This window comes from Roseivivax isoporae LMG 25204 (genome assembly GCF_000521865.1).
In the GTDB taxonomy this organism is placed as follows: domain Bacteria; phylum Pseudomonadota; class Alphaproteobacteria; order Rhodobacterales; family Rhodobacteraceae; genus Roseivivax; species Roseivivax isoporae.
The window spans coordinates 1-22,654 of the sequence record NZ_JAME01000008.1; the positions used below are offsets into that span (position 1 = coordinate 1).

Below are 22,654 nucleotides of genomic sequence, written 5' to 3' on the forward strand. Positions count from 1 at the left end.
GACTTTTCAGGGGAGCAGGTCAGGCATGCTGCCCCGGTGCTGCCCCGCCTCACGTAGACGACAAAGGCCGCTCCAGCGAGCGGCCTTTAACTCTTTGATCCCTCTAGGGGAAACTGGTGCCGGTGAAGGGACTCGAACCCCCGACCCCATCATTACGAATGACGTGCTCTACCAGCTGAGCTACACCGGCCCTTGGAGTGAGGCGGCTGATAGCACCGCCGCACCGCGAGGGAAAGGGTCATTTTTTCCCCATCAGCCCGATTTCTGACGCTCCGAGGAGGGCGTCGCGATGGTCTTGAGGATCTCCTCGTTGGGACCCGTCGGGACCGGGCGCACGGGTGCCGGGGGAGCCTCGGGCGCGGGGGCCGGATCCTCCTCCGCCGTGGGCGTCTCGGATGGCGTCCCGGCCATCTCAGGGGTCGCGGCAGGCGGCGAGACGTCGACGGGCTCGGGCGCCTTCTCCTCCTCCTCGGGACCGCCGACCAGCAGCGGCAGCATCTCGGCACCCACGGGCGCGCTGCCCTCGGATTGCGGCGGGGTCTTCCAGCTCAGCGAGTCGAAGGCCTCGCAATTGCTGCAGATGGGCACCCAGTCGGCGTGGATCGTGTTGCAGTTGTCGCAGACCCATGCCGGGCCGCGCGGTGCCGTCAGGGCCCGGGCAAGCCAGCCGCGCACCACCTTGTCGGGTGCACCCTCGCCGCGCTCGATGGCGGCCATGATCGACAGGACGCGCGCGTCCGGTTCCTTTTCCGCGAGGTCGCCCATGGCGCGGCGCGCCCCGGGAAAATCCTCGGCCGCGAGGTGCAGTTCGGCGTCGAGAAGCCGCGTCTCGCGGTGCGAGGGGTTGATCGAGGTCAGCTGGCCGAAGCGGCGCAGGCGCACGGCCGGCGTCTCGTCGGGCTCGATCTCGGCGAAGGCCGCGGCGAGGTCGGGATGCGGGCGCGCCTCCCAGGCCTTGCGCAGGATGCGCGCGGCCTTCTTCTTTTCCCCGTCGGCGATCAGTGCGCGCGCGGCCATGGCGGCGGCCGGGATCAGGTCGGGGGACGACTTGTTGGCGGCGATGGCGGCCTCGCGCGCCTCCATCGACTTTCCGGTGTCGAGCACGTCCTTCGCCTCGGACAAGGCGAGAACGGCGTCGCGGCGCCGGTGCACGTCGCGGGGCAGGGCGCCGTGGCGCAGCTTGGCGTTCAGCGTGTTGCGCGCCCCCTTCCAGTCGTGATGCCCGGCCTGCAGGCGCAGCAGGACGTCCTGCACCTCCTCGTGCTTGGGCTTCAGCGCAAAGGCACGCTCGGCCAGCTGCAGTGCCGTGTCGGTGTCGCCCTCGGCCAGCCGCTGGTGCATGATCCCGCGGATGCCGACGAAGCGCGTCTTGTCGTGCTTGAGCAGGCGCTTGTACGTCTCCTCGGCCTTGCGGCGGTCGCCCTGCATCTCTGCCGCCTGCGCGGTGATGAGGTCGGTGAGCTCCGGCCGGTGCAGGTAGCGCTCGGCCTTCTGCGCCTTGGCCATGGCGAGCCGTCCCTCGCCCGCCGAGAGCGCGGTCAGCCCGTCGGCCAGCGCCTCATAGCCCTTGCGCTCGCGGTTGCGGTCGAAATAGCGCGACAGCGCCGTGTCGTCCCCGTTGATGAAGCGCAGGATCGCCACGAGAAGCGAGGCGAGCTTGAAGACGACGTAGAGCACCACCACCAGAACGATGGCCGCCAGCACCGATTGCAGCGGCCCGAAAGTGTATTCGGTGCCGGCGACCGTCACCATGACGCCGCCCGTGCTGTCCATCAGGTAGCCCGCGCCAAGGGTCAGCGCCGCGACGATCGCGACGAAGAGGACAATCTTGATGAGTGACCAGAGCATGTTCCGACCCTTATTGATTGTTCAGTTCGCGGACGAGGTCGTCCGCGGCGGCCAGCGCGTCGGCCCGGGCCTGCGCGCGGGCGGTCCAGCCGGCCATCGCCTCCTGCGCGCTCTGCGGCAGGGCCGAAAGCTCGGACAGGGTGCCCTGCAGGTCGCCCGAGCGCAGCGCGGCCTCGGCCCGGCTGAGGACCGCGTCGGCGCCGTCGCCCTCGCGCGGGGTCACGGACCGTGCGCCGAGCTGGCGCGCGACGAACCCGGCGAGCCGGTTGCCGCCGGCCTCGTCGCCCGCGGCGACCCGCGCGGCGGCAAGCGCGTCGCGCGCGGCCTCGGGATAGGTGTCCACCAGTTCGGCCTGGGTCGCCACGCCTTCGGCCGCGACCGCGCTCAGCGCCTCGGGGACCGACACAGCGTCGGCGCCGCTCAGGGGTTCGAGCGCGGCGGCGAAGGGTTCGCCCGTGCGCACCGCGGTCGTCAGGTCGGCGGCGGCGGCCCGCAGGGTGGCGAGCTGCGCCTGACGCTCGGCCTCGGCCTGCGACGCGTTCGCGGCCTCGACCATGGTCTCGAGATCCTGCCGCTGCGTCGCGATCTCCTCGCGCTGGGCGGCGAAGGCCTCGTCCATGGCGGCACGCTGGTCCGCGACCGCCTGGTCGAGCGTGTCGCGCTGCGAACTGAGTGTTTCCTGCAGGGCGGCGAGCTCGCGCTCGTAGGCGGCGACGGTTTCGGGAGACACGGCCCCTTCCATCGGCGCCTTCTCGAGCGCGGTCACACGCTCGGCAAGGGTGCCGGTTCCGTCCGCGACCGATCCGAGGTCGCCGCGCAGCGCCTCGAGGTCCGAGGACAGCGCGCCGACCCGGTCCGAAAGCCCTGCAAGGTCGGTGCCGAGCGCCGCGGTGCGGTCGGTGAGGTCCGCGATCGCCGTCTCGACCGACCCGAGGTCGATGCCGGACAGTCCTGTCTCGACGCCCTCGATGCGGCCCGACAATGCCTCGACGCCGCTCTGCGTCTGTTCGAGCGCGGCGCGCGTCTCCTGTTCGAAGGCGGCACCGTCGTTCGAGAAGGGCCAGCCGTTCGGCCCCAGATACTGCGACAGCCCGAAGCCCGCGGCGGCGGCGACGACGCCGCCGAGCACCATGGGAAGGAACCCGCCCCGGCGCTCGATCACGCGCTCCTGTACCGCGGGCGCTGCGGCGGCCGAGGCGCGCGTCTGCGGGTCGGACCGCGGCGGCACGTCCCGGTCGTCGGCGCTGTCCGCGGCGGGGGTTTCGGCATCCGCCGGCATGTCCGGCCCGTAGCTCGTGGAGGCCTCGTCCGTCGACGCGGTTTCGGCCGATGCCGCCGCGGGTGTCGCGTCGGGGTCGGCGAGCGGATCGTCCGCGGGCGTCGGGTTCACGCTGTGATCGCCCGCGCGTGGTGTCGTGTCGTCGCCCAGGGGATCGTCGATGCGCCCGGGCGCATCGCCGCTGCTGTCGCCCTCCGCGTCGACAGGGGACGCGCCGGCCTCCGGTTCGATACGCTCGCCGGCCTCCGTCGTGCCGGCCGTGGTGTCGTCGGCGCCGGACGGCGTTTCATCCGCCTCGGCGCGTTCCTTCGACTTGTCAGACTTTGCCACGGCCCCTCACCCTTTCGGAACTTTTCGAATCCTCCGGCCCCGCGCACGCCGGACCGTCCTGGCCGACCTTACTGTGCGCCCCTGCCGCCCTCAAGCGCCGCGGCCCTCAGCAGAAGGTCGTGCACCTTGGCCCGCAGGCAAGGGCCTGTCGGTTCTTTGCAGATCGTGACCGCGTCCGGCTGCGCCGGTCGGACCGCTTCGGCGACCGCCGGGCTCATGGCGGCGACCAGCACCGGCGCCCGGAACGGCGCGGCGCGGGCGAGCGCCGCGGCGGTCCGGGGCGAGAAGAGCGGGGCCACCACCGGCACGCTGCCGTCGAGCGCCGCGCGGGCCTCGGCGGCGGGCGCGCGTTCTCTCTGGTCGTAGATCGCGGCGGCGCGCGCGGGCAGGCCTGCCGCGGACAGCGCGCCGGCGACGTCACCCCGCACATGGGTTCCGTGCAGGTGCAGGAGCGGCCGGTCCGGCCGGTCGGCCAGGATCCGCGCGACCAGCGCCGCCGCGTCGCCCCCGGCCGAGCGCGGCGCGAACCCGGCATTTCCGGCCGCGCGCGCCGTCGCGTCACCCACGGCGTAGCACGGGCCCCCGGCGCGGCCGCCAAGCGCGGTGAAGGCCGACACGCCCTGCGCCGAGGTGAAGACCGGCAGCGGCGCATCGCTCATGTCGGGCAGTGGGCCCGTCACCGCGATCTCGAGAAGGGGCGACAGGACCGGGCGGAACGCGGGGAGCCCCGCAAGGTCCGACAGCTCGGCCAGGAACCGCAGCGACGCCTCCTCGGGCCGCGTCAGCAGCAGCACCGGCATCAGCCGTCCGGCCCGCGCGGGCGGCGGCGTCTCGAGTCCATCTGCGGCGCCGGCATTGTGAGCATCACCCGCCGGTGCTACCTCCTTCGCCGGCATCCCGCAACGGACCCCGTGCATGACCCTGACGCTTCTCGGCCTCGAAAGCAGTTGCGACGACACCGCCGCCGCGGTCGTGTCGGGCCGCGACGTGCTGTCCTCGGTGGTCCTCGGCCAGAACGCGCTCCACGCGGCCTATGGCGGCGTCGTGCCCGAGATCGCCGCGCGCGCCCATGCCGAGAAGCTCGACATCGCCGTGACCGAGGCTCTGGCGCGGGCAGGCCTCGGGCTGACCGACATGGACGGCATCGCGGTGACGGCGGGCCCGGGGCTGATCGGCGGCGTCCTCGCCGGCGTGATGATGGCCAAGGGCATTGCGGCGGGGTCGGGCCTGCCGCTCGTCGGCGTCAATCACCTGGCAGGGCACGCCCTGACACCGCGGCTGACCGACGGCCTGGCCTATCCCTACCTCATGCTGCTCGTCTCGGGCGGGCACTGCCAGTTCCTGATCGTGCGCGGGCCGGACGCGTTCACCCGCCTCGGCGGCACCATCGATGACGCGCCCGGCGAGGCGTTCGACAAGACCGCACGCCTGCTGGGCCTGCCGCAGCCCGGCGGCCCCTCGGTCGAGGCCGAGGCGGACGGGGGCGATCCCGAACGCTTCGCGTTTCCGCGCCCGCTGCTCGACCGGCCGGGCTGCGACCTGTCTTTCTCGGGGCTCAAGACCGCGATGATGCGCGCGCGCGACACGCTCGTGGCCGCGCAGGGCGGGCTCAGGGCGCAGGACCGGCGCGACCTCTGCGCGGGCTTCCAGCGCGCGGTGCGCGACGTCCTCGCGGAAAAGACGCGCCGCGCGCTCGCCCTCTACGCCGCCGAGAGCCCGGCCGAGCCGGCCTTTGCCGTGGCCGGGGGCGTCGCCGCGAACGGGCCGCTCCGGGCGGCGCTGCGCGCTGTCTGCGCGGCGGCCGGGACGCGGTTCACCGCGCCGCCGCTCGCCCTCTGCACCGACAACGCGGCAATGATCGCCTATGCGGGGCAGGAACTGATGGCGGCGGGGCACCGCGCCGACATGCGCCTGTCCGCCCGGCCGCGCTGGCCGCTCGACACCTCCGCCGCTCCGCTTCTCGGGGCGGGGCGCAAGGGGGCCAAGGCGTGAAGAGGCAACAAGGAGAGGACAGACCATGCTCGTCGCACTGATCGCCCGGGACAAGCCGGGCGCACTCGAGGTCCGCAAGGCCAACCGGGACGCGCACCTGCGCTACATCGAGGAAACCGGCGTCGTCGCCATGGCGGGGCCGCTCATCGAGAACGGCGAGATGGCGGGATCGCTCGTCATCCTCGACGTGGCCGACCTGGATGCCGCCCGCGCCTGGGCGGAGGCCGATCCCTACGCCCTGGCGGGGCTCTTCGCGGGCGTCGAGCTCGTCGAGTGGAAGAAGGTGATCGGCTGATGCGCTACTGGCTGTTCAAGTCCGAACCGTCCACCTGGTCGTGGGACGACCAGGTGAAGCGGGGCGCGGACGGCGAGGAATGGGACGGCGTGCGCAACTACCAGGCGCGGAACTTCATGCGCGAGATGCAGGTGGGCGATCGCGGGTTCTTCTACCATTCGCAGTCGGAAAAGGCGGTCGTGGGCACGGTTGAGGTGATCGCCGAGGCCCACCCGGATTCGACCACCGACGACGAGCGCTGGGAATGCGTGGACATCCGCGCGCTCGACCCCGTGCGCACGCCCGTGACGCTCGATGCGATCAAGGCCGAGGAACGGCTGTCCGGGATGGTCCTGGTGAACAATTCCCGCCTGTCCGTGCAGCCGGTGACGCCGGAGGAATGGCGCATCGTCTGCGGGATGGCCGGGATCGATCCCTGACTCTCGCGCAGCTGCGCGGGCGGCATCGGCGGGGACTGCCTGCGAGGGCAGTCCCCTCTTCCACCCGACGCGACGCTCCCACACGCCATCCGGTTCCGCGGACGTGGTCGAAGGCAGGGACGGGATGCGCCGAGGCAGCAATGGCGTGGTCCGTCGGCGCCGCATCACGAATCATCCGTGCCTGCCGCGTCCTGCGCTTCACCGCCATCCTGTCGGTCGATATCCCTTATAATCAAGGTGTGGCCGTCGCGCCACAACGAAATCCCGCGAATTGAGCGGGTGCCGGGCCGGGGTCAGGCGTACATGCCTTCCTTCCCGAAATGCTTCACCAGCATGTAATAGACGACGGCGCGGTACTTGCTGCGCTCGGACCGTCCGTAGGTGTCGATCACCGAGTGGATCGCCTCCATCAGCTCGGGCCCGTCGGGCAGGCACAGCTTGCGCATCAGGAAGTTCTTCTTGACCGTCTCGAGCTCGCCCGGCTGCGACCCGGCGATGGTCGCGGCGTCGGCGTCGTAGATCGACGGCCCGCAGGCGATCGTCACCTTGCGCAGGAGATCCATGTCGGGCTCCATCCCGCACTTCGATGACAGGTCCTCGGCATAGCGGGCAATCAGGGCGTCGCGCTTGTTCATGTGGGTCCTCCCTCGGCTCCCTCCCTGCCGGTCTCGCGGGCGGGCCATCCCCGTCCGCAGCGACCGGCGCCACAAGGGATACCGCGAGAGGCGCGGCTCACAAAGAAAAAGCGCGCCCCGAGGGGCGCGCTCCTGCCTCTGACGAGGGACCGGATCAGTTCCCGGTCGTCTCGCCGTCTTCGGCCTCGCCTTCCGGCATCTCGGCGTCGCCGGCGTCGTCCGATGCCGCATCGTCGCTCATGCCGGCATCGCCGCCCGCAGCCGATCCGCCGGAGGTCGCAGCGTCGCCACCCGTGGCCGCACCGGTGTCGGAGCTCATGCCAGAGGTGCCGGCGTCGCTACCGGTTGCTGAGCCGGCCGCGCCGCCCGCTGCGGGCGTGCCCGACGCCGCGCCGTCCTGCATGAGGTCGGCCATCATGGTGTCCTCCGGAAGCTCCTCTGCGGCGCTCTCGTCGAACTCGGGCTGCTCTTTCAGCGTTTCCTTGTCGGTGTTGAGCATGAACCCCTGCGGATCCTGGCTCATCTCGAAATCGCTGACGGGCAGTGCCACGGTGTATTCGCCGAGGCCGAGGAAGCCGCCGATGCCGACCACGGCTTCGGGGCCGTTGCCCTGGTCGACCACGTAGTCGATCTCGCCGATGTTGCTGCCCTCGGGGTCATAGACGTTCTGGCCCACGACGTCGCCGACCGTCATCTCCTCGATCGAGGTGAACTCGGCCTCGCCGGTCGCCATGCCGTCACCCGTCGCGGTGCCGGTGTCGTTCGACATCCCGGTGTCGTTCGACATGCCGGAATCCTGGCTCTGTTCCATCGTCGAGCCGCCGGTCGTGTCGTTGCTGCCAGTGCCGGTGTCCTGCGCCGTTGCCGCACCAGCAAACAGGGCTGCGGTCGCGGCGCTCATCAGAAGAGCCTTGAGTTTCATGTCGTGCCTCCTTGGTCACGTTGGCATGTTGTGACCGGCAAACAGGCACGACCCCGGCGAAGTTTCCCGCCGGGGCAGATTTCGCTTGGTTCGGCGCCGAACCGCCATGTCGGAGGTCGCTTTCCGGCGGGTTCCCGCCGCGGTGGCCTCAGTAGCGATAATGTTCGGGTTTGAACGGGCCCTCGGGGGTCACGCCGATATACGCGGCCTGCTCGGGCGACAGCTGGGTGAGCTTCACGCCGATCCGGCCGAGATGCAGGCGCGCCACCTTCTCGTCGAGATGCTTGGGCAGGACGTAGACCTTGTTCTCGTAGTCGTCGCCCCTGGTCCAGAGCTCCATCTGCGCCAGCACCTGGTTGGTGAAGGACGCCGACATCACGAAGGAGGGGTGGCCGGTGGCGTTGCCGAGGTTCAGCAGCCGGCCTTCGGACAGAAGGATGATCCGGTTGCCACCCGGCATCTCGATCATGTCCACCTGGTCCTTGATGTTGGTCCACTTGTGGTTCTTGAGGCTCGCGACCTGGATCTCGTTGTCGAAGTGGCCGATGTTGCCGACGATCGCCATGTCCTTCATCTCGCGCATGTGCTCGATGCGGATGACGTCCTTGTTGCCGGTCGTCGTGATGAAGATGTCGGCGCTCGACACCACGTCCTCGAGCAGCACGACCTCGAAGCCGTCCATCGCCGCCTGCAGGGCGCAGATCGGGTCGGCCTCGGTCACCTTGACCCGCGCGCCCGCGCCCGCGAGCGACGCGGCCGAGCCCTTGCCAACGTCGCCGTAGCCGCAGACCACGGCCACCTTGCCGGCCATCATCACGTCGGTGGCGCGGCGGATGCCGTCCACGAGCGATTCCTTGCAGCCGTACTTGTTGTCGAACTTCGACTTGGTGACGCTGTCGTTCACGTTGATCGCAGGGAAGGGCAGGCGGCCCTCCCGCATCAGCTGGTACAGGCGGTTGACGCCGGTGGTCGTCTCCTCGCTGACACCGCGGATCTGGTCGCGGACCTTGGTGAACCAGCCGGGCGAGGCCTCCATGCGCTTCTTGATCTGCGCCTTGATGACCTCTTCCTCCTCGGATTGCGGGACGGGAATGATGTCCTCGCCCGCCTCGGCCCGCGCGCCCATCAGGACGTAGAGCGTCGCGTCGCCGCCGTCGTCGAGGATCAGGTTCGGGCCGTCCTCGAACATGAACGAGCGGTCGAGGTAGTCCCAGTGCTCGGCCAGCGTCTGGCCCTTGATCGCGAAGACCGGCGTGCCGCTCTCGGCGATGGCCGCCGCCGCGTGGTCCTGGGTCGAGAAGATGTTGCACGAGGCCCAGCGCACGTCGGCGCCCAGGGCGACAAGCGTCTCGATCAGCACGGCGGTCTGGATCGTCATGTGCAGCGACCCGACAATGCGTGCGCCGCTCAGCGGCTTGTCGGCGCCGTATTCCTCGCGCAGGGCCATGAGGCCCGGCATCTCGGTTTCGGCGATGTCCATTTCCTTGCGGCCGTAGCCGGCCAGCGCGATGTCCTTGACGACGTAATCCTTGGCCATGAGGCCCTCCGGTGCAGAATGCGTGTTTGGCGCTGCCGTAGCATCCCCGGGCGCAACCGGCAACGTGGCGGCAGGGCGCGTTGCACCCGCCTTCCGGTCGTGCGAGGGAAAGCGCCAGTTCTGGTCAACGGACGGCTTCGGGATGGCGAAACAGCCGCGCGCCTGGCAACGCATGCTCTCGGGACGGCGGCTCGACCTGCTCGATCCGACCCCCGTCGACATCGAGATCGAGGACATCGCCCATGGCCTGGCCTTCGTGGCGCGCTGGAACGGCCAGACGCGGGGCGACTACGCCTATTCCGTGGCCGAGCATTCCCTGCTGGTCGAGGACCTGCACGCCCGCATGTGCCCCGGCGCGCCGGTGCGCTGGCGGCTCGCGGCGCTCCTGCACGACGCGCCGGAATACGTGATCGGCGACATGATCTCGCCGGTGAAGGCGGCGGTGGGGGCGTCCTACGGGGCGCTCGACGACCGGCTCGGCACGGCGATCCGCCTGCGCTTCGGTCTGCCCGCGGCCCTGCCCAAGACGGTCAAGCAGCGCATCAAGCGCGCCGACCGCGTGTCCGCGTGGATGGAGGCGACGGCGATCGCGGGGTTCTCCGAGGCCGAGGCGGATCGCTTCTTCGGGCGTCCCGATCCGGCGGTCATGGAAGGCCTGTCGATCCGCCTGCGGCCGCCGGTCGAGGTGCGCGCCGAGTTCACGTCGCGCCACGCGGCGCTCATGGCCGCGCTCTGAACCTGCACGGGCGCGGCGGGGAACACGCGCCGGCCCGCGCAGGATGCCGGTTCACTGGAACACGGCGTCCGGGTTGTCGAGGCTGTCCGACCCCTCGAAGCCCACGCCGTCGAGGCCGAGCGCCGTCACCGCCCGCTCGATCGACCGGGTCTGTGCCACCAGCGCGTCGACCGCGCCCATGATCAGGGCCTCGCCCGCGTCGCTGCCGCGCGCCAGCATCTGGTCGTAGGCAAAGCCGGCCTCGGCCGCCGTCTTGATCCGCGCGAGCGCCAGCACCGACCGGTCGAGGTCCGAGGACAGGGCCGCGTCGACCTCGGGATCGGCTTCCGCCACGAGATCCGACAGGCTTTCGCCCTCGACCATGCTGCCGTCGATGCGCACGTAGCGCCCGTTGTAGACGTTGTGGATGCCGAGCCCGTCGTAGAAATGCGAATTGTGGGTGTTGTCCGAGAAGCAGTCGTGCTCCTCCTCGGGGTCGTTCAGCATCAGGCCGAGCTTCATGCGCTCGCCCGCCTGTTCCCCGTAGGACAGCGACCCCATGCCTGTCAGCATCGCCGAGAGCCCGGCGGCGGGATCGTCGGTCAGCGCCGTGCGCGCCGCGCCGTCCGGGCCCCACTGCGCCGCCATCCATTCGAGGTCGCTGACCAGAAGCTCGGTCGACGCCGCGAGATACGCGCCCCGCCGGTCGCAATTGCCGTTGGTGCACTCGTCCCCCGCGGCATAGTCGGTCCACGGGCGCTCGCCCGCGCCCGGATCGGTGCCGTTCAGGTCCTGTCCCCAGAGCAGGAACTCGATCGCGTGATAGCCGGTGGCGACGTTCGCCTCGACCCCGTCCGCCTCGTGCAGCGTCTCGCTCAGCAGGGCGGGCGTGATCTCGGCCGCGTCGACCTCCGTGCCCGACAGGGTGAAGGACGGGGACGCGACGACGTTCAGCGCGGCATAGCGGTTCGCGTCGGTGGCGCCGCCATAGGTCGCGTCGACGTAGTCGATGAGCCCCTCGTCGAGCGGCCAGGCGTTCACCTTGCCTTCCCAGTCGTCGACGATGGGATTGCCGAAACGGAACACCTCGGTCTGCTGGTAGGGCACCCGGGCGGCCAGCCATGCCGCGCGGGCGGCATCCATGGTCGCCGCCGAGGGCTCCGCGACCAGCGCGGCCACGGCCTCCTGCAGGGCCTGTGCCAGCGTCAGGCTGTCGGAATACCCGGCCTCCGCGATGTCGGCATAGGTGGCGAGGACCGCGTCGCGGTCGGCAAGCGCGGGCGTCGCCGCGAGAATCGCGGCAACCGCGGTGAGCGTGCGTGTCATGGAACCTGTCCCTTCAAGTCCGTGTGCGGCGCGCGAGATCGCGCGCGCCTATTTCGTCAGGATGAGCTTTCCGGCCCGCGTGATCCGCAGCGTGTAGATCTGGTCGCCCAAGCGGATGTGCGCGAGCGGGCCGCCCGCGGTCAGGACCTCGGCGTCGTGTTCGGGCACCACCTGCGCGCCGCTCGTGTCGAAGCTGCGGGTCAGCATGGGGCACCTCCTGCCGCGCGCCACACGAGGCGGTCCAGAAGGGCCTCGAGGCCGAGCACGCCGAACGGTTCGGCATCGGTGACGAATCCGGGCCGCTCCGTCAGGGGCCCGCAATCGGATGGTCTGCGTGACATGTGCATGATCCTTGTCCGGAAATGAGGCGGGCTTCCCCGGCGGCACCGGGGTGGCTGCTTAAATCCTGACTATAACGCTCGGACATGTCAATCCGAGTCTTTCGGTCGGGCTTTCCGCCTCAATATCCCGAAAGCGAAAGGGCCGCGCTGCTGACGGTCCCGTCGGTATCGGTCATGGTCACGTCCACCATCTGCGCCGCGCCCGGCACCGACAGCGCGACGCGCGGGTTCTCGGACAGCGAGATCGACCCGGTCATGTCGACATAATCCTGCCCGTCGAGGTCGATCGCCACGTCGGACACGTAGCGCATCGGGATGAAGAGGAGCGAGATCTGGTCCATCTGCATGCCCGAATGCGAGGGATGCGAGATGTCCACGTCGAGCCGCCGCTGGTGGTCGCCGAGCGTGGCGAGCCGGTCCATGGCCGAGGCCTGCGTCCCCGGCGCTGCCACCGACAGGATCATCTCGCCGAGCGTCGCGAGCGCGGCATCGGGATCGGTTCCGGGAGGCGCGGCGCAGGCGCCCTGGCCCGACGTCTTGACGAAGGTCTCGGCCACGAAGAGCCGCCCGTCCGTCGTCTCGGCCACCACGTGCACCGGGGTCGGGCCGTTCACCCGCATGGTCACGTCGAAGAAGAACCTCTCCTGCGGGTCGTTCAGCGCGAAATCGGCCGAGACGGGCATCGGGTTCTCGTCGAGGACGAGCGTCACCCGGCCGATGCGCAGGCCCGCGGGCGCGGCGATCCGCGCGGCGATCTGCGTGCGCGAATCGTTTTCGGACCGGTAGGGCGCGTCGATGGCGATCATCGACGTGCCGTCCTGCAGCGGGCGCGTGCCGTAGAGGCTGCCCGCGATGCTGTCCCACGTGGTGGGCGTGTCGGCGGCGCCGGCCAGCACCGGGGCCGCGCACAGCGCGAGGGTCGCAAGTATCCGGGTCATTCCGTTCCTCCTCCCAGAACGAATGTGCCGAAGGCGCGCGGTCCGTCACCGACCGCGATCGCCCCGGACACGTCGAGCGTCGCGGCATCGATCAGGCTCACGCTGTTGTCGAACCAGTTCGCCACCACGATCATGGCGCCGTCTGACGTAGCGTCAACACCTTCGGGATATTCGCCGACGTCGAGCGTCGCGGTGACCTCGAGCCTGTCGAGGTCGATGACGCTGACCGTGTTCGCGTATTGGTTGGTGACGAAGGCGCGGCCCCCGGCGAACGCCACGCCGTAGGGCCGGTCGCCGACCGGCACGGTGGCGCGCGTCTCGGCCGACACGGGGTCGACGATCGTGACGTCGTTCGAGCCGACATTGCCGACGAAGAGCCTGCCGTCCGGGGCGAAGCGGAGGCCGAAGGGCCGCGTGCCCACCGTCGCGGTCGCGTGGGGCTCCAGCGTCGCCGCGTCGAACAGGGCGACGGCATCGCCGTCCCGGACCGCCGCGGCGAGCCAGCGCCCGTCCGGAGACAGGGCGAGCCCCGCGGGCGCGGCGCCGGTGGCAAGCTCGGTCACGGGCGACAGATCCGCGGCCGACAGGACCCAGATGCGTGCGTTGTACCAGTCCGAGACGAAGACGCGGCCGCGCGCGGCATCGGCGGCGATGCCGGTCGGGCCGCCGTCGAGCAGGGTCTCCGCGACCGTCGCGAAGGTCACCGGGTCGAGCCTTCGGACCGCTGTCGAGCCCGCGGACACGGTGAAGAGCGCGTCGGGGGTGACCGCGATGCCGGCCGGTTCGCCGGGCAGCGGCACCTCGCCCAGGGTCTCGCGCGAGTCGAGGTCGACGACGCTCAGCGTCCCGCCGTTCTGGTTCGTGACATAGGCGGTGTCTCCCGCGGCCTGCGTGACCGCGAGAAACGGGATCAGCAGCAGGAGGTCACGACCCCGGCGCACCGAATTCCTCGACCAGCGTCTGCATGCCGGCCTCGTAGACGCCGGTGACCGCGGCGATCGCCGCCTCGTCGTTCAGCTCGGCCGGCGGATCGTTGTTCGGATACCCGCGGTAGAACGCGCCGCGCCACTCGACCGTCGATCCGCCGCCGTCCCGCGGCAGGACCGTCAGGTGCGACGAGTAGTTGGTGACCGGGAGCACGGCGACGTCGACCTCGGTGATCCGGTAGGAATAGGTCATCTTGTCGGCGTCGTACTTGTAGAGTTCCTCGGCGATGGTGGGGCCGCCGTCCTCTCCCAGCACGAGGAGACGCGTCGCGCCGACCTCGTTGCCGCCCTCGCCGGTCTGCGAATGCACCGCCGGATGCCAGGTCAGGTCCTGGAAATCGCCGATCTTCGCCCAGACCTCGGCGGGCTCGGCCGCGACCTCGGCGGTCACGGTGACCTTCTGCCGGGTGGGCCCGTGTGCCAGCACCGCGGCGGGCAGCAGCGCCGCCAGCGCCGCCGCGCCCATGAACAAGCGTCGTCTCATCCGTCCTCCTCCGTCGGAAAGAATGTTGTCTTTAGGATGTAGCGCATGCCGCGCTGCCACGCCTCGTCGGTGTTCGCGCGGATGTCGACGACGCGGCCACGGACCATCTCGCCGGTCTCGGCGTCGCGCATCTGCAGGTTCATGGACAGGATCAGGTTCGACACCTTCTGGACCTCGCCCACGAGGCTGTAATCCGCGCCGAGCGTCGCCGCCGCGCGGGTGTCGCAGCCATAGCACTTGGCCGGGTTCACCACCCGCTCGATCTGCTCGCGGACGGGATCGGTGTCGACGAGCGTCAGCCCCTCCTCGGCGAAGCGGTCCCGCACCATCGCCTCGAGCATGGCGATGCGCGCGACCTCGTCGGGGTCGCGGCCGAACTCCTGCGTCTGCAGCGACTCGTCGAGATAGGTGATGCCGAAGAAGGCCACCGTCGCGTTGTCGGGGAGGTCCGGCCATTCCTGCTGAGCCGCCAAAGGTGTGGCGGTCATAGAAAATAAGAATGGCACGAGAAGGCTGCGCATGCCTTCATGGTCGAGCGAACACCGGGATGCGGCAACTGATCCAAAGGTATGGGTTTCCTGCCAAAAAACGCCGCAACAGGGTATCGCCGGGGTCCGGGCCGACCGGGCTAGGGAGGAATGACATGCACCGTCTCAGCGTGCTGCTGGCCGCAGCCTTCATGATGCTTGCCGCACCGGTCGCGGCGCTCGACGTCCGTGCCGGGGTGCTGCGCGTGGACTACCCTTCGCTGCTGCCGATTTCGCGTTACGATCTGAAACCCGAGGACCTGGGATTTGCCGGCGCGGCGCTCGCCGACGAGGACAACGGCACCACCGGCAGCTTCCTGGGGCACAGCTTCGAGACGACCACCGTCGCCGTCACGCCGGAGGAGGCCGACGCCGCGCTCGACACCCTGCTCGCCGACGGGGTCCGCCTGATCGTCGTGCTGGCGAACGCCGAGGACCTGCTGCGCCTCAGCGACCGCGCCGCGGAGGAGGGCGCGCTCGTCTTCAACGCCATGGCGCACGACACCGCGCTGCGCAGCGGCGAGTGCCGCGCGAACCTCCTGCACATCACGCCGTCCGATGCCATGCTGGCGGACGCCGTGGTGCAGTACGCGGTGTGGAAGCAATGGTCGGACATCCTGCTGGTCGAGGGGTCGAACCCGGCCGACATCCTGCTGGGCGAGGCGTTCGAGAACGCCGCCCGCAAGTTCGGCGCCGAGATCGTCGAGACCCGCGTGTTCGAGGACACCGGCGGATCGCGCCGGACGGACTCGGGGCACGTCCTCGTTCAGCGGCAGCTGCCGGTGTTCATGCAGGACGCGCCCGAGCACGACGTGGTGATCGCCGCCGATCGGTCCGACGTCTTCGCTTCCTATCTGCCCTATCACCTCTGGACGCCGCGCCCGGTCATGGGTTCGGCGGGCCTGCGCCCGGTCAGCGTCCACCCGAGCCACGAGGCCTGGGGCGCGACGCAGTTCCAGACCCGGTTCGAGGAGCTGACGGGTCGCTACGTGCAGGAGGCCGACTACGACACATGGCTCGCCCTGCGCGTGGTCGGCGAGGCCGTCACCCGCGCCTCGACCGCAGAGCCCGACGGTATCCGCGACTACGTGCTCTCCGACGCCTTCGAGCTTGCGGCCTTCAAGGGCGTGCCCGTCACCTTCCGCGACTGGAACGGCCAGCTGCGCCAGCCCGTGCTCCTGTTCGACGACCGCATCACCGTGAGCGTCAGCCCGCAGGACGGTTTCCTGCACCAGCGCTCGCCGCTCGACTCGCTGGGGCTCGACGTACCCGAATCCCAGTGTACCGCCTTCAATCGAGGATGACGCCATGAACGCCACCCTGAAAACCCTGCTCGCTTCCGCCGCGCTGGCCGCCCTTTCCGGATCGCCCGCGCTCGCCAACAAGGTCTTCGTCTCGAACGAGCGGGGCAACACGGTCACCGTGATCGACAGCGACACCTGGGAGGTGCTGGAGGAATTCCCGGCGGGCAACCGCCCGCGCGGCATCACCATCTCGCCCGACGGCACCAAGCTCTATGTCTGCGCGTCGGACGACGACACCGTGCGGGTCTTCGACACCGAGACCTACGAGGAACTGCACACGCTGCCGTCGGGCCCCGACCCGGAGCTGTTCGTGATCCATCCCTCGGGCAACCCGCTCTACATCGCGAACGAGGACGACAACCTCGTCACCGTGACCGACACCGAGACGCACACCATCCTGGCCGAGGTGCCGGTGGGCGTCGAACCGGAGGGCATGGGGATCAGCGCCGACACCAAGTACGTGGTCAACACCTCCGAGACCACGAACATGGCGCACTTCATCAACACCGAGACCTTCGAGATCGAGCACAACGTGCTGGTCGACCAGCGCCCACGCTACGCCCAGTACACCAAGGACGGCACGCGGCTCTTCGTGTCCTCCGAGATCGGCGGCACGGTCAGCGTGATGGACATCGCCGAGGACGGCAGCCCGACGCTGGTCGAAAAGATCAGCTTCGAGGTGCCGGGCATCCAGCCGGAATGGCTGCAGCCGGTGGGCGTCAAGGTGACCGATGACGGCAGCCGGGTCTTCGTCGCGCTCGGGCCCGCGAACCGGGTCGCGGTGATCGACGGCGAGAGCCTCGAGGTGCTCGATTACATCGTCGTCGGCCAGCGGGTCTGGCAGCTCGCCTTCACGCCCGACCAGAAATACCTGATCACGACCAACGGCAACTCCAACGACGTCACCGTGATCGACGTCGCGGAGGCAGAGGCCATCCGCTCCATCCAGGTGGGCGAGCAGCCGTGGGGCGTCGTGGTCCAGCCCGACTGACGGCCGGGCCCCGGGGTTACCCTTTACCGCAACGAGGAAACCAGAAGATGAAGACCCTTCTCGCCGCCGCCACGACCCTCTGCCTTCTCGCCCAGGTCGCCCATGCGCAGGATGACGACGCGCCGTCGCCCGAGGCTGTCGAGCGCATCATGACCATGCTGTCCGAGATGCGCTGCGAGATGAGCCCCGACGACATCGAGGTCGAGGACGAGGGCGGCTACGACCTCGACGACGTGATCTGCGAGGATCAGGGCCAGATGGACATCAAACTCGACGCCGATTTCAACGAAGTCAGCCGTCGGCTCGAGTGAGTGGGCGCCGGGCCCGGCGGGTGTTTCTCCTCCGCCCGTCCGGCCCGGCGCAGATTTTCAGCGACAGGGGCGGCGCCGGTTCCGGCCCGCGTCCCGGGAAGGACAGGGGATGAGACATTCGCGCGTTTTCGCGGCGCTCGCCGCGGTGGTCCTGGCCGCTCCGGCCTGGGCGCAGGAGCTTCCGCTGGTGCGTGCGGCCGTGCTGCAGATCGGCACCGTGAACTGGGAGCTGTCGACGATCATCGACAACGGGCTCGACGAGAAACACGGCTTCCGGCTGGAGATGCAGCCCTATGCCGACAACGGCGCGACCCGCGTGGCGGTCGAGGGTGACGAGGCCGACATGGCGGTGGCGGACTGGATCTGGGTCGCCCGCCAGCGCGCCGCCGGCAAGGATTACGTCTACATCCCCTATTCCAAGGCGGTGGGCGCGCTGCTCGTGCCCGGCGACAGCACCGCGCAATCGCTCCGCGACCTCGCCGGCGGCAAGGTCGGCATTGCCGGCGGCCCGCTCGACAAGTCGTGGCTGATCCTGCGCGCCTACGCCCAGCGGCTCCACGAGATGGACCTCGAGGCGGAGACCGAGCAGGTGTTCGGAGCGCCGCCGCTGATCTTCAAGACGGGCCTCTCGGGCGAGCTCGACGGCGCGATCAACTTCTGGCACTTCCTCGCCAAGATGAAGGCCGGGGGCATGCGCGAACTGGTCAACGTCGACACCGCCGCGGTGGAACTCGGGCTCGATCCCGACCTGCCGCTGCTCGGCTACTACTTCAAGCAGTCCTTCCTCGACGCGCATCCGGGGCTCGCCCAGGCGTTCTACGACGCGAGCCGCGAGGCGAAGGCGCTTCTCGCCTCGGAAGACGCGGCCTGGGAGGCGCTGCGCCCGCAGATGAACGCCGCCAACGATGCAGAATTCGAGGCGCTGCGGACCGACTGGCTGGCCGGCACGCCCACTCCCGGCAGCGTCGACACGGCCAGCGCCGACGCCTTCCTCAAGGTGATGAACGATCTCGGGGGCGCGGAGCTGGTCGGCGAGGCGACGACCCTGCCCGAGGGTCTCTTCGTCGAACTGGAGTGACGACGGGGCAATGACCGACAAGCGCACCGTCACGGCCCTGTCGCTCTTCGGTCTGCTGCTTCTGTGGTTCGCCGCGGCGGCGCTGACCGCCGACCCGCAGATCCTGCCGTCGCCGGCGGCGCTGGTACAGCCCTTCCTGCGCGAGGCCGCATCGGGAGAGCTGCCCTACCACCTGTCGCAGACGCTGATCCGCGTGGCCTGGGCCTTCTGCCTGGCCATGGCGCTCGGGATCGCGCTGGGACTGCTGATGGGCCGGTCCGAGCGTGTCGACCGATGGCTCGATCCCTGGCTCGTGGTGTTCCTGAACCTGCCCGCGCTCGTGCTCATCGTGCTCTGCTACCTCTGGATCGGCCTGAACGAGGTGGCGGCCATCGTCGCGGTCACGCTCAACAAGGTGCCGAATGTCGCGACGGTGGTGCGCGAGGGCGCGCGCGCGCTCGATCCGCAGCTCGACGCCATGGCGCGGGTCTACCGCATGGGTCGGCTGACGCGGCTCGTGCACGTGACGCTGCCGCAGCTTGCCCCGTTCATCGCCGCCTCGGCGCGGTCGGGCGTCGCGGTGATCTGGAAGATCGTGCTGGTGGTCGAGTTCCTCGGCCGCTCCTCGGGTGTCGGCTTCAAGATCCACATGTTCTTCCAGCTCTTCGACGTGGCCATGGTGCTGGTCTACGCGCTGTCCTTCATCGCGGTCATGCTGGCGGTCGAATGGGCGATCCTGCAACCGTGGGAGCGGCGCGTGCGGCGCTGGCGGACCGCGTGATCCGCGTCAACGTCATCCGCAAGACCTTCGGCGCGAGCGTCGTGCTCGACCGCGTCGTGTTCGACATCAACCCGGGCGAGACGGTCGCGATCCTCGGGCCCTCGGGCATCGGCAAGTCGACGCTCCTGCGCATCGTCGCGGGCATCGACACCGCCTATGAGGGCGAGGTGGAACGTCCCGCCGCCCTTGCGATCGTCTTCCAGGAACCGACCCTCCTGCCGTGGCGGAGCGCGCTGCGCAACCTGACGCTGGTGCATCCGGGCCTGTCCGACGACGACGCGCGCGCGATGCTCGGCAAGGTCGGTCTCGGCGACAAGGCCGGGCTTTTCCCGCGGCAGCTGTCGCTCGGCCAGCAGCGCCGCCTCGCGCTTGCCCGGGCCTTTGCCGGCGCTCCCGAGCTTCTGATCATGGACGAACCCTTCACGTCGCTCGATCCGGCCACCGCCGAGGCGATGCTGTCGCTCACCGAGCGTCTCATCGCCGAGGTGCGCCCGGCGACGCTGTTCGTCACCCATGCGCGGAGCGAGGCAGACCGCCTCGCCGACCGCATCCTGGAGCTGCGCGGCGCGCCCGCGACGCTCGCCCCCCACCTCATCAGAAACGGAGCCTCCTCATGAAACACCTCGTCCTCGCAGCCCTCGTCGCAGGCTTCGGAAGCGTCGCGCACGCGCACGATTTCGGCTTTGCCGGCATCCTGTCGAACACCAACCAGGGCGAAGAGCTGCCGACGATCACGCTGGGAAGCGGCAAGCCGCTGACCGACGGTCCGATCACGCTGGAATCCGGCAAGGTCTACGAGTTCGAGATCGAGTCCGACGGGTCGGCGGAACTCGCGCTCGAGGGACCGGGCTTCTTCCGCAACATCTGGGTCAACGAGGTGGTGGTGAACGGGCTCGAGATCCGGCCTTTCGGGCTCGAGAGCGTCGAGTTCGACCAGGCGGGCACGATGGAGATCGAGTTCATCGCGATCCGTCCCGGCCAGTACTTCCTGCGGATTCCGGGATCGAGCGGCGACGCGCAGCGCGTCGACATCACCATCCGCTGACCGGCAGGCGCCGCCCGGCCCAAGGGTCGGGCGGCTCCCGTGTCCCGCCATCACCGTTGCATCGCCGTAGAGGCACCTATGCAGCGACGGCACTTGTCTTCGAGGGGGCGGCACGCCAGCTTGGGCGCTAACGCTGCACCGCAGCGATTCCTGCCTCCGCAACCCCAAAGCCCCTTCGGAGACCGTCATGACCACGGACACGCGGCGCGTTTCGCTGACCATCCTGTCCCTCGCCATCGGCGCCTTCGCCATCGGCGTCTCCGAGTTCGCGGCGATGGGCCTTCTGCCCTATTACGCCGCCGACTTCGCGGTGTCCGAGCCCTCGGCCGGGCATGCGGTCTCCGGCTACGCGCTGGGCGTCGTGATCGGCGCGCCGGTGCTCGCGGTGCTCTGCGCGCGCCTGCCGCGGCGGATGGTGCTCGCGCTCCTGATCGCCGTTTTCGGCGCGGCGAACCTCCTCGGCGCGCTTGCGCCCTCCATGGGCCTGCTGACGACGACGCGGGTCCTGTCGGGCCTGCCGCACGGCGCCTATCTCGGCATCGCCATGCTGTTCGCCGCCGACCTTCTGCCCAAGGGGCGGCGCGCGGCGGGTGTCGCGCAGGTCCTCATGGGTCTGACAATCGCCAACGTGGTCGGCGTGCCGGCGGCCAGCGCCATCGGCCAGAGCATCGGCTGGCGGTCGCTCTTCGTCATCGTCGCGGTCATCGCCACGCTCTCGGCAGTCATGATCTGGCGCCTTGCCCCGAACCCCCAACAGGCGCCCGACGCAAGCCCGCTGCGCGAGCTCGGCGCGCTCGCGAACCGGGCGGTCTGGCTGACGCTGCTCGTGGGGGCGGTGGGCTTTGGCGGGGTCTTCGCCGTCTATTCCTACCTCTCGGCCGCGATGATCGACGCCGCAGAGGCGCCCGCCTGGGCCATTCCGCTCGCCCTGTCGGGTTTCGGGGTGGGCGCCACGCTCGGCAACGTGCTCGCGGGGCGGCTTGCCTCGTGGTCGCGGTTCGGCGGAGCGGGACTGCTGCTCGCGGGCATGGTGGCGACGTCGCTCCTTTATTCCCAGACCATCGGGAACTGGCCGATGATGGCCGCGAGCGTGGCGCTGCTCGGTGCCACGGCGGGTCTCGTGATCCCGCTGCAGATGCGGCTCATGGACGTGGCGGGCGACGCGCAGACGCTGGCCGCGGCGCTGAACCACGCGGCGTTCAACCTCGCCAACGCCCTCGGCCCGTTCTTCGCGGGCCTGGCGCTGGCCGCGGGATACGGCTGGGGCGCGACGGGCGTGGTCGGCGCGGCCTTGTCGGCGGCCGGTCTCGTGGTGCTGCTCGTCGCGCGCGTCGACGCGCGGCGCCATCCCGGCGCCTTCGTCCCGGCAGAGTAGCGCTCAGAGCAGGAGCCGCACCACCAGCGGCGCCAGCAGGGCGGTCAGGATCGCGTTCAGCCCCATGCCGATGCCCGAGAACGCGCCGGCGGTCGGGTTGACGCGGAAGGCATGCGCGGTGCCGATCCCGTGCGCCGCGACCCCGACCGCAAAGCCTCGCGCGCGCCAGTCGCGGATGCCGAGCGCGTTCAGGATCGGCGTCGCCACCACCGCGCCGATGATGCCCGTCAGGATCACCAGAACCGCGGTCAGCGAGGGTTCGCCCCCCACCGCCTCGGACACGCCGAGCGCCACGGGCGCGGTCGCCGACTTGGGTGCGAGCGACAAGAGCGCCGCCCCCTCGACCCCGAGCGCCCGCGCGATGAGGAGCGCCGAGAGGATCGCGGTCAGCGATCCCGCGACCAGCGCCGCCGCCATCGGCAGGAGCGCCGCGCGCACCCGGCCGAGATTCTCGTAGAGCGGCAGCGCCAGCGCCACGGTGGCGGGCCCCAGCATGAAGTGCACGAACTGCGCGCCCTCGAAATAGGTGCGGTAGGGCGTGCCCGTTGCCCAGAGCAGCGCGGCGAGCAGGATCACCGACAGGAGCACGGGGTTCGCCAGCGGATGCCGGCGCAGCGCTCCCGCGATGCGGTCCGCGGCAAGATAGGCCACCAGCGTCGCGGTCAGCCAGAGCAGCGGATCGCGGGCGAGGTAGCTCCAGAGGGTCGCAGGCTCAGCCATCGGCGTCCGTCCGTCCGGTCAGCCGCGCCACGGCGAGAAAGGTGCCGACGCCCGCGAGGATCGCGAGGATCGTCGAGAGGACGAGCGCGGTGACGAGTGCGGGCCCGTCCGCGCCGAAGACGCCGAGTTGCGCCGTCACGCCCACGCCCGCCGGCACGAAGAGCAGCGACAGGTGCGACAGGAGCCCGCTGCAGGCCGGCCGCATCCGGTCGGCAAGCGCGGGCCGCGCCACGAGCAGCGCGAAGAAGCCTACGAGCCCGAGGACCGGCCCCGGCACCGGCAGTCCGAGCCCGCGCGACAGGGTTTCGCCGCCCAACTGGAACGCCAACAGCAGCGCGATGTGCGCGATCATGGACACCTCCGTTTCCCGCCGCGGGCAGGCTATCGCTGCGGCGGGCCATGGCAAGCCGGCAGAGGTCCGCGACCTCCACACGCGGAGCGTTGCGATTCGGTACAATCTCGGGTAGTCAAGTTGCATGTTGGAATTTAATTCCGC

General features: G+C 70.1%; 27 protein-coding genes and 1 tRNA gene. 12 read left to right on the plus strand and 16 right to left on the minus strand.

The window, feature by feature from the left end; translation table 11 throughout:
- Positions 1–114: 114 nt before the first annotated feature.
- The 4 genes from RISW2_RS06610 to RISW2_RS06625 form a co-directional block, all read right to left on the minus strand.
- Positions 115–190: transfer RNA gene (locus tag RISW2_RS06610), tRNA-Thr, on the minus strand.
- A gap of 62 nt (positions 191–252) precedes the next feature.
- Positions 253–1,848, minus strand: a complete 1,596-nt coding sequence (locus RISW2_RS06615) for a heme biosynthesis protein HemY (protein WP_084615278.1) — start codon at positions 1,846–1,848, stop codon at positions 253–255.
- Between the two features lie 10 nt (positions 1,849–1,858).
- Positions 1,859–3,457: a COG4223 family protein gene (locus tag RISW2_RS06620; protein WP_051491836.1), complete on the minus strand. Its 1,599-nt coding sequence runs from the start codon at positions 3,455–3,457 to the stop codon at positions 1,859–1,861.
- Between the two features lie 68 nt (positions 3,458–3,525).
- On the minus strand, positions 3,526–4,257 hold the full coding sequence (locus tag RISW2_RS06625) for a uroporphyrinogen-III synthase (RefSeq protein WP_043768279.1): 732 nt from the start codon (positions 4,255–4,257) through the stop codon (positions 3,526–3,528).
- 115 nt (positions 4,258–4,372) lie between these two features.
- Here RISW2_RS06625 and tsaD point away from each other — a divergent pair, with 115 nt between their 5' ends.
- From tsaD to RISW2_RS06640, 3 genes are read left to right on the plus strand one after another with little or no spacing between them, the layout of a single operon-like run.
- Positions 4,373–5,449, plus strand: coding sequence for a tRNA (adenosine(37)-N6)-threonylcarbamoyltransferase complex transferase subunit TsaD (tsaD, locus tag RISW2_RS06630; RefSeq protein WP_043768282.1), 1,077 nt, complete (start codon positions 4,373–4,375; stop codon positions 5,447–5,449).
- Positions 5,450–5,474: 25 nt separating this feature from the next.
- Entirely contained in the window at positions 5,475–5,744 is a 270-nt protein-coding gene (locus RISW2_RS06635) for a YciI family protein (RefSeq protein ID WP_043768285.1), read from the plus strand.
- On the plus strand, positions 5,744–6,163 hold the full coding sequence (locus RISW2_RS06640; RefSeq protein ID WP_043768288.1) for an EVE domain-containing protein: 420 nt from the start codon (positions 5,744–5,746) through the stop codon (positions 6,161–6,163). Before RISW2_RS06635 ends, RISW2_RS06640 begins: the two co-directional genes overlap by 1 nt.
- Before the next feature lie 293 nt (positions 6,164–6,456).
- On the opposite strand, the gene RISW2_RS06645 is transcribed toward RISW2_RS06640, so the two are convergent.
- The 3 genes from RISW2_RS06645 to ahcY all read right to left on the minus strand — a co-directional run bounded on the left by RISW2_RS06645 (position 6,457) and on the right by ahcY (position 9,257).
- Positions 6,457–6,798: a DUF2853 family protein gene (locus RISW2_RS06645; RefSeq protein WP_043768290.1), complete on the minus strand. Its 342-nt coding sequence runs from the start codon at positions 6,796–6,798 to the stop codon at positions 6,457–6,459.
- 154 nt (positions 6,799–6,952) lie between these two features.
- Positions 6,953–7,720 (minus strand): PRC-barrel domain-containing protein, encoded by a 768-nt coding sequence (locus tag RISW2_RS06650; protein ID WP_043768293.1) that lies wholly within the window; start codon positions 7,718–7,720, stop codon positions 6,953–6,955.
- Positions 7,721–7,868: 148 nt separating this feature from the next.
- Complete coding sequence (ahcY, locus tag RISW2_RS06655) at positions 7,869–9,257, minus strand: adenosylhomocysteinase (RefSeq protein ID WP_043768295.1); 1,389 nt, start codon at positions 9,255–9,257, stop codon at positions 7,869–7,871.
- 142 nt (positions 9,258–9,399) lie between these two features.
- Here ahcY and RISW2_RS06660 point away from each other — a divergent pair, with 142 nt between their 5' ends.
- Complete coding sequence (locus RISW2_RS06660; protein ID WP_043768298.1) at positions 9,400–9,993, plus strand: HD domain-containing protein; 594 nt, start codon at positions 9,400–9,402, stop codon at positions 9,991–9,993.
- Positions 9,994–10,044: 51 nt separating this feature from the next.
- On the opposite strand, the gene RISW2_RS06665 is transcribed toward RISW2_RS06660, so the two are convergent.
- The 7 genes from RISW2_RS06665 to RISW2_RS06685 form a co-directional block, all read right to left on the minus strand.
- Positions 10,045–11,298, minus strand: coding sequence for an imelysin family protein (locus RISW2_RS06665; protein ID WP_043768301.1), 1,254 nt, complete (start codon positions 11,296–11,298; stop codon positions 10,045–10,047).
- A gap of 48 nt (positions 11,299–11,346) precedes the next feature.
- The gene (hemP, locus tag RISW2_RS23920; protein ID WP_084615279.1) at positions 11,347–11,505 is read right to left on the minus strand and encodes a hemin uptake protein HemP; all 159 of its coding nucleotides are present in this window, start codon (positions 11,503–11,505) and stop codon (positions 11,347–11,349) included.
- Entirely contained in the window at positions 11,499–11,639 is a 141-nt protein-coding gene (locus RISW2_RS24495; protein ID WP_156943790.1) for a hypothetical protein, read from the minus strand. The genes hemP and RISW2_RS24495 overlap by 7 nt, the downstream gene beginning before the upstream one ends.
- A gap of 119 nt (positions 11,640–11,758) precedes the next feature.
- The gene (locus RISW2_RS06670) at positions 11,759–12,577 is read right to left on the minus strand and encodes a quinoprotein dehydrogenase-associated SoxYZ-like carrier (RefSeq protein ID WP_043768305.1); all 819 of its coding nucleotides are present in this window, start codon (positions 12,575–12,577) and stop codon (positions 11,759–11,761) included.
- On the minus strand, positions 12,574–13,518 hold the full coding sequence (locus tag RISW2_RS06675; protein ID WP_043768308.1) for a YVTN family beta-propeller repeat protein: 945 nt from the start codon (positions 13,516–13,518) through the stop codon (positions 12,574–12,576). Before RISW2_RS06675 ends, RISW2_RS06670 begins: the two co-directional genes overlap by 4 nt.
- A complete protein-coding gene (locus RISW2_RS06680) occupies positions 13,502–14,047 on the minus strand; it encodes an SRPBCC family protein (RefSeq protein WP_043768309.1) in 546 nt (181 codons plus the stop codon). The genes RISW2_RS06675 and RISW2_RS06680 overlap by 17 nt, the downstream gene beginning before the upstream one ends.
- On the minus strand, positions 14,044–14,535 hold the full coding sequence (locus RISW2_RS06685; RefSeq protein WP_244437519.1) for a DUF3280 domain-containing protein: 492 nt from the start codon (positions 14,533–14,535) through the stop codon (positions 14,044–14,046). The genes RISW2_RS06680 and RISW2_RS06685 overlap by 4 nt, the downstream gene beginning before the upstream one ends.
- A 155-nt stretch (positions 14,536–14,690) precedes the next feature.
- Between RISW2_RS06685 and RISW2_RS06690 the strand changes: the two genes are divergently transcribed.
- The 8 genes from RISW2_RS06690 (at position 14,691) to RISW2_RS06725 (ending at position 21,438) form a co-directional block, all read left to right on the plus strand.
- Positions 14,691–15,878: an ABC transporter substrate-binding protein gene (locus tag RISW2_RS06690; RefSeq protein ID WP_043768313.1), complete on the plus strand. Its 1,188-nt coding sequence runs from the start codon at positions 14,691–14,693 to the stop codon at positions 15,876–15,878.
- Positions 15,879–15,882: 4 nt separating this feature from the next.
- On the plus strand, positions 15,883–16,869 hold the full coding sequence (locus tag RISW2_RS06695; RefSeq protein WP_244437520.1) for a YVTN family beta-propeller repeat protein: 987 nt from the start codon (positions 15,883–15,885) through the stop codon (positions 16,867–16,869).
- A gap of 47 nt (positions 16,870–16,916) precedes the next feature.
- Positions 16,917–17,180 carry a PepSY domain-containing protein gene (locus RISW2_RS06700; protein ID WP_043768315.1) on the plus strand — a complete coding sequence of 88 codons (264 nt, stop codon included), beginning with the start codon at positions 16,917–16,919 and terminating at the stop codon, positions 17,178–17,180.
- A gap of 109 nt (positions 17,181–17,289) precedes the next feature.
- On the plus strand, positions 17,290–18,258 hold the full coding sequence (locus RISW2_RS06705) for an ABC transporter substrate-binding protein (RefSeq protein WP_043768316.1): 969 nt from the start codon (positions 17,290–17,292) through the stop codon (positions 18,256–18,258).
- Positions 18,259–18,268: 10 nt separating this feature from the next.
- Entirely contained in the window at positions 18,269–19,018 is a 750-nt protein-coding gene (locus tag RISW2_RS06710; protein WP_043768318.1) for an ABC transporter permease, read from the plus strand.
- Positions 19,015–19,635 (plus strand): ABC transporter ATP-binding protein, encoded by a 621-nt coding sequence (locus RISW2_RS06715; RefSeq protein ID WP_043768569.1) that lies wholly within the window; start codon positions 19,015–19,017, stop codon positions 19,633–19,635. The genes RISW2_RS06710 and RISW2_RS06715 overlap by 4 nt, the downstream gene beginning before the upstream one ends.
- Entirely contained in the window at positions 19,632–20,063 is a 432-nt protein-coding gene (locus RISW2_RS06720; RefSeq protein ID WP_043768320.1) for a cupredoxin domain-containing protein, read from the plus strand. Before RISW2_RS06715 ends, RISW2_RS06720 begins: the two co-directional genes overlap by 4 nt.
- A gap of 187 nt (positions 20,064–20,250) precedes the next feature.
- The gene (locus tag RISW2_RS06725) at positions 20,251–21,438 is read left to right on the plus strand and encodes an MFS transporter (RefSeq protein ID WP_043768322.1); all 1,188 of its coding nucleotides are present in this window, start codon (positions 20,251–20,253) and stop codon (positions 21,436–21,438) included.
- A gap of 3 nt (positions 21,439–21,441) precedes the next feature.
- Here the strand turns inward: RISW2_RS06725 and RISW2_RS06730 are convergent, their stop codons facing one another.
- Together RISW2_RS06730 and RISW2_RS06735 are read right to left on the minus strand one after the other, a co-directional pair.
- Positions 21,442–22,158 (minus strand): LrgB family protein, encoded by a 717-nt coding sequence (locus RISW2_RS06730; protein WP_043768325.1) that lies wholly within the window; start codon positions 22,156–22,158, stop codon positions 21,442–21,444.
- On the minus strand, positions 22,151–22,510 hold the full coding sequence (locus RISW2_RS06735; RefSeq protein WP_043768328.1) for a CidA/LrgA family protein: 360 nt from the start codon (positions 22,508–22,510) through the stop codon (positions 22,151–22,153). The genes RISW2_RS06730 and RISW2_RS06735 overlap by 8 nt, the downstream gene beginning before the upstream one ends.
- Positions 22,511–22,654 lie beyond the last annotated feature (144 nt).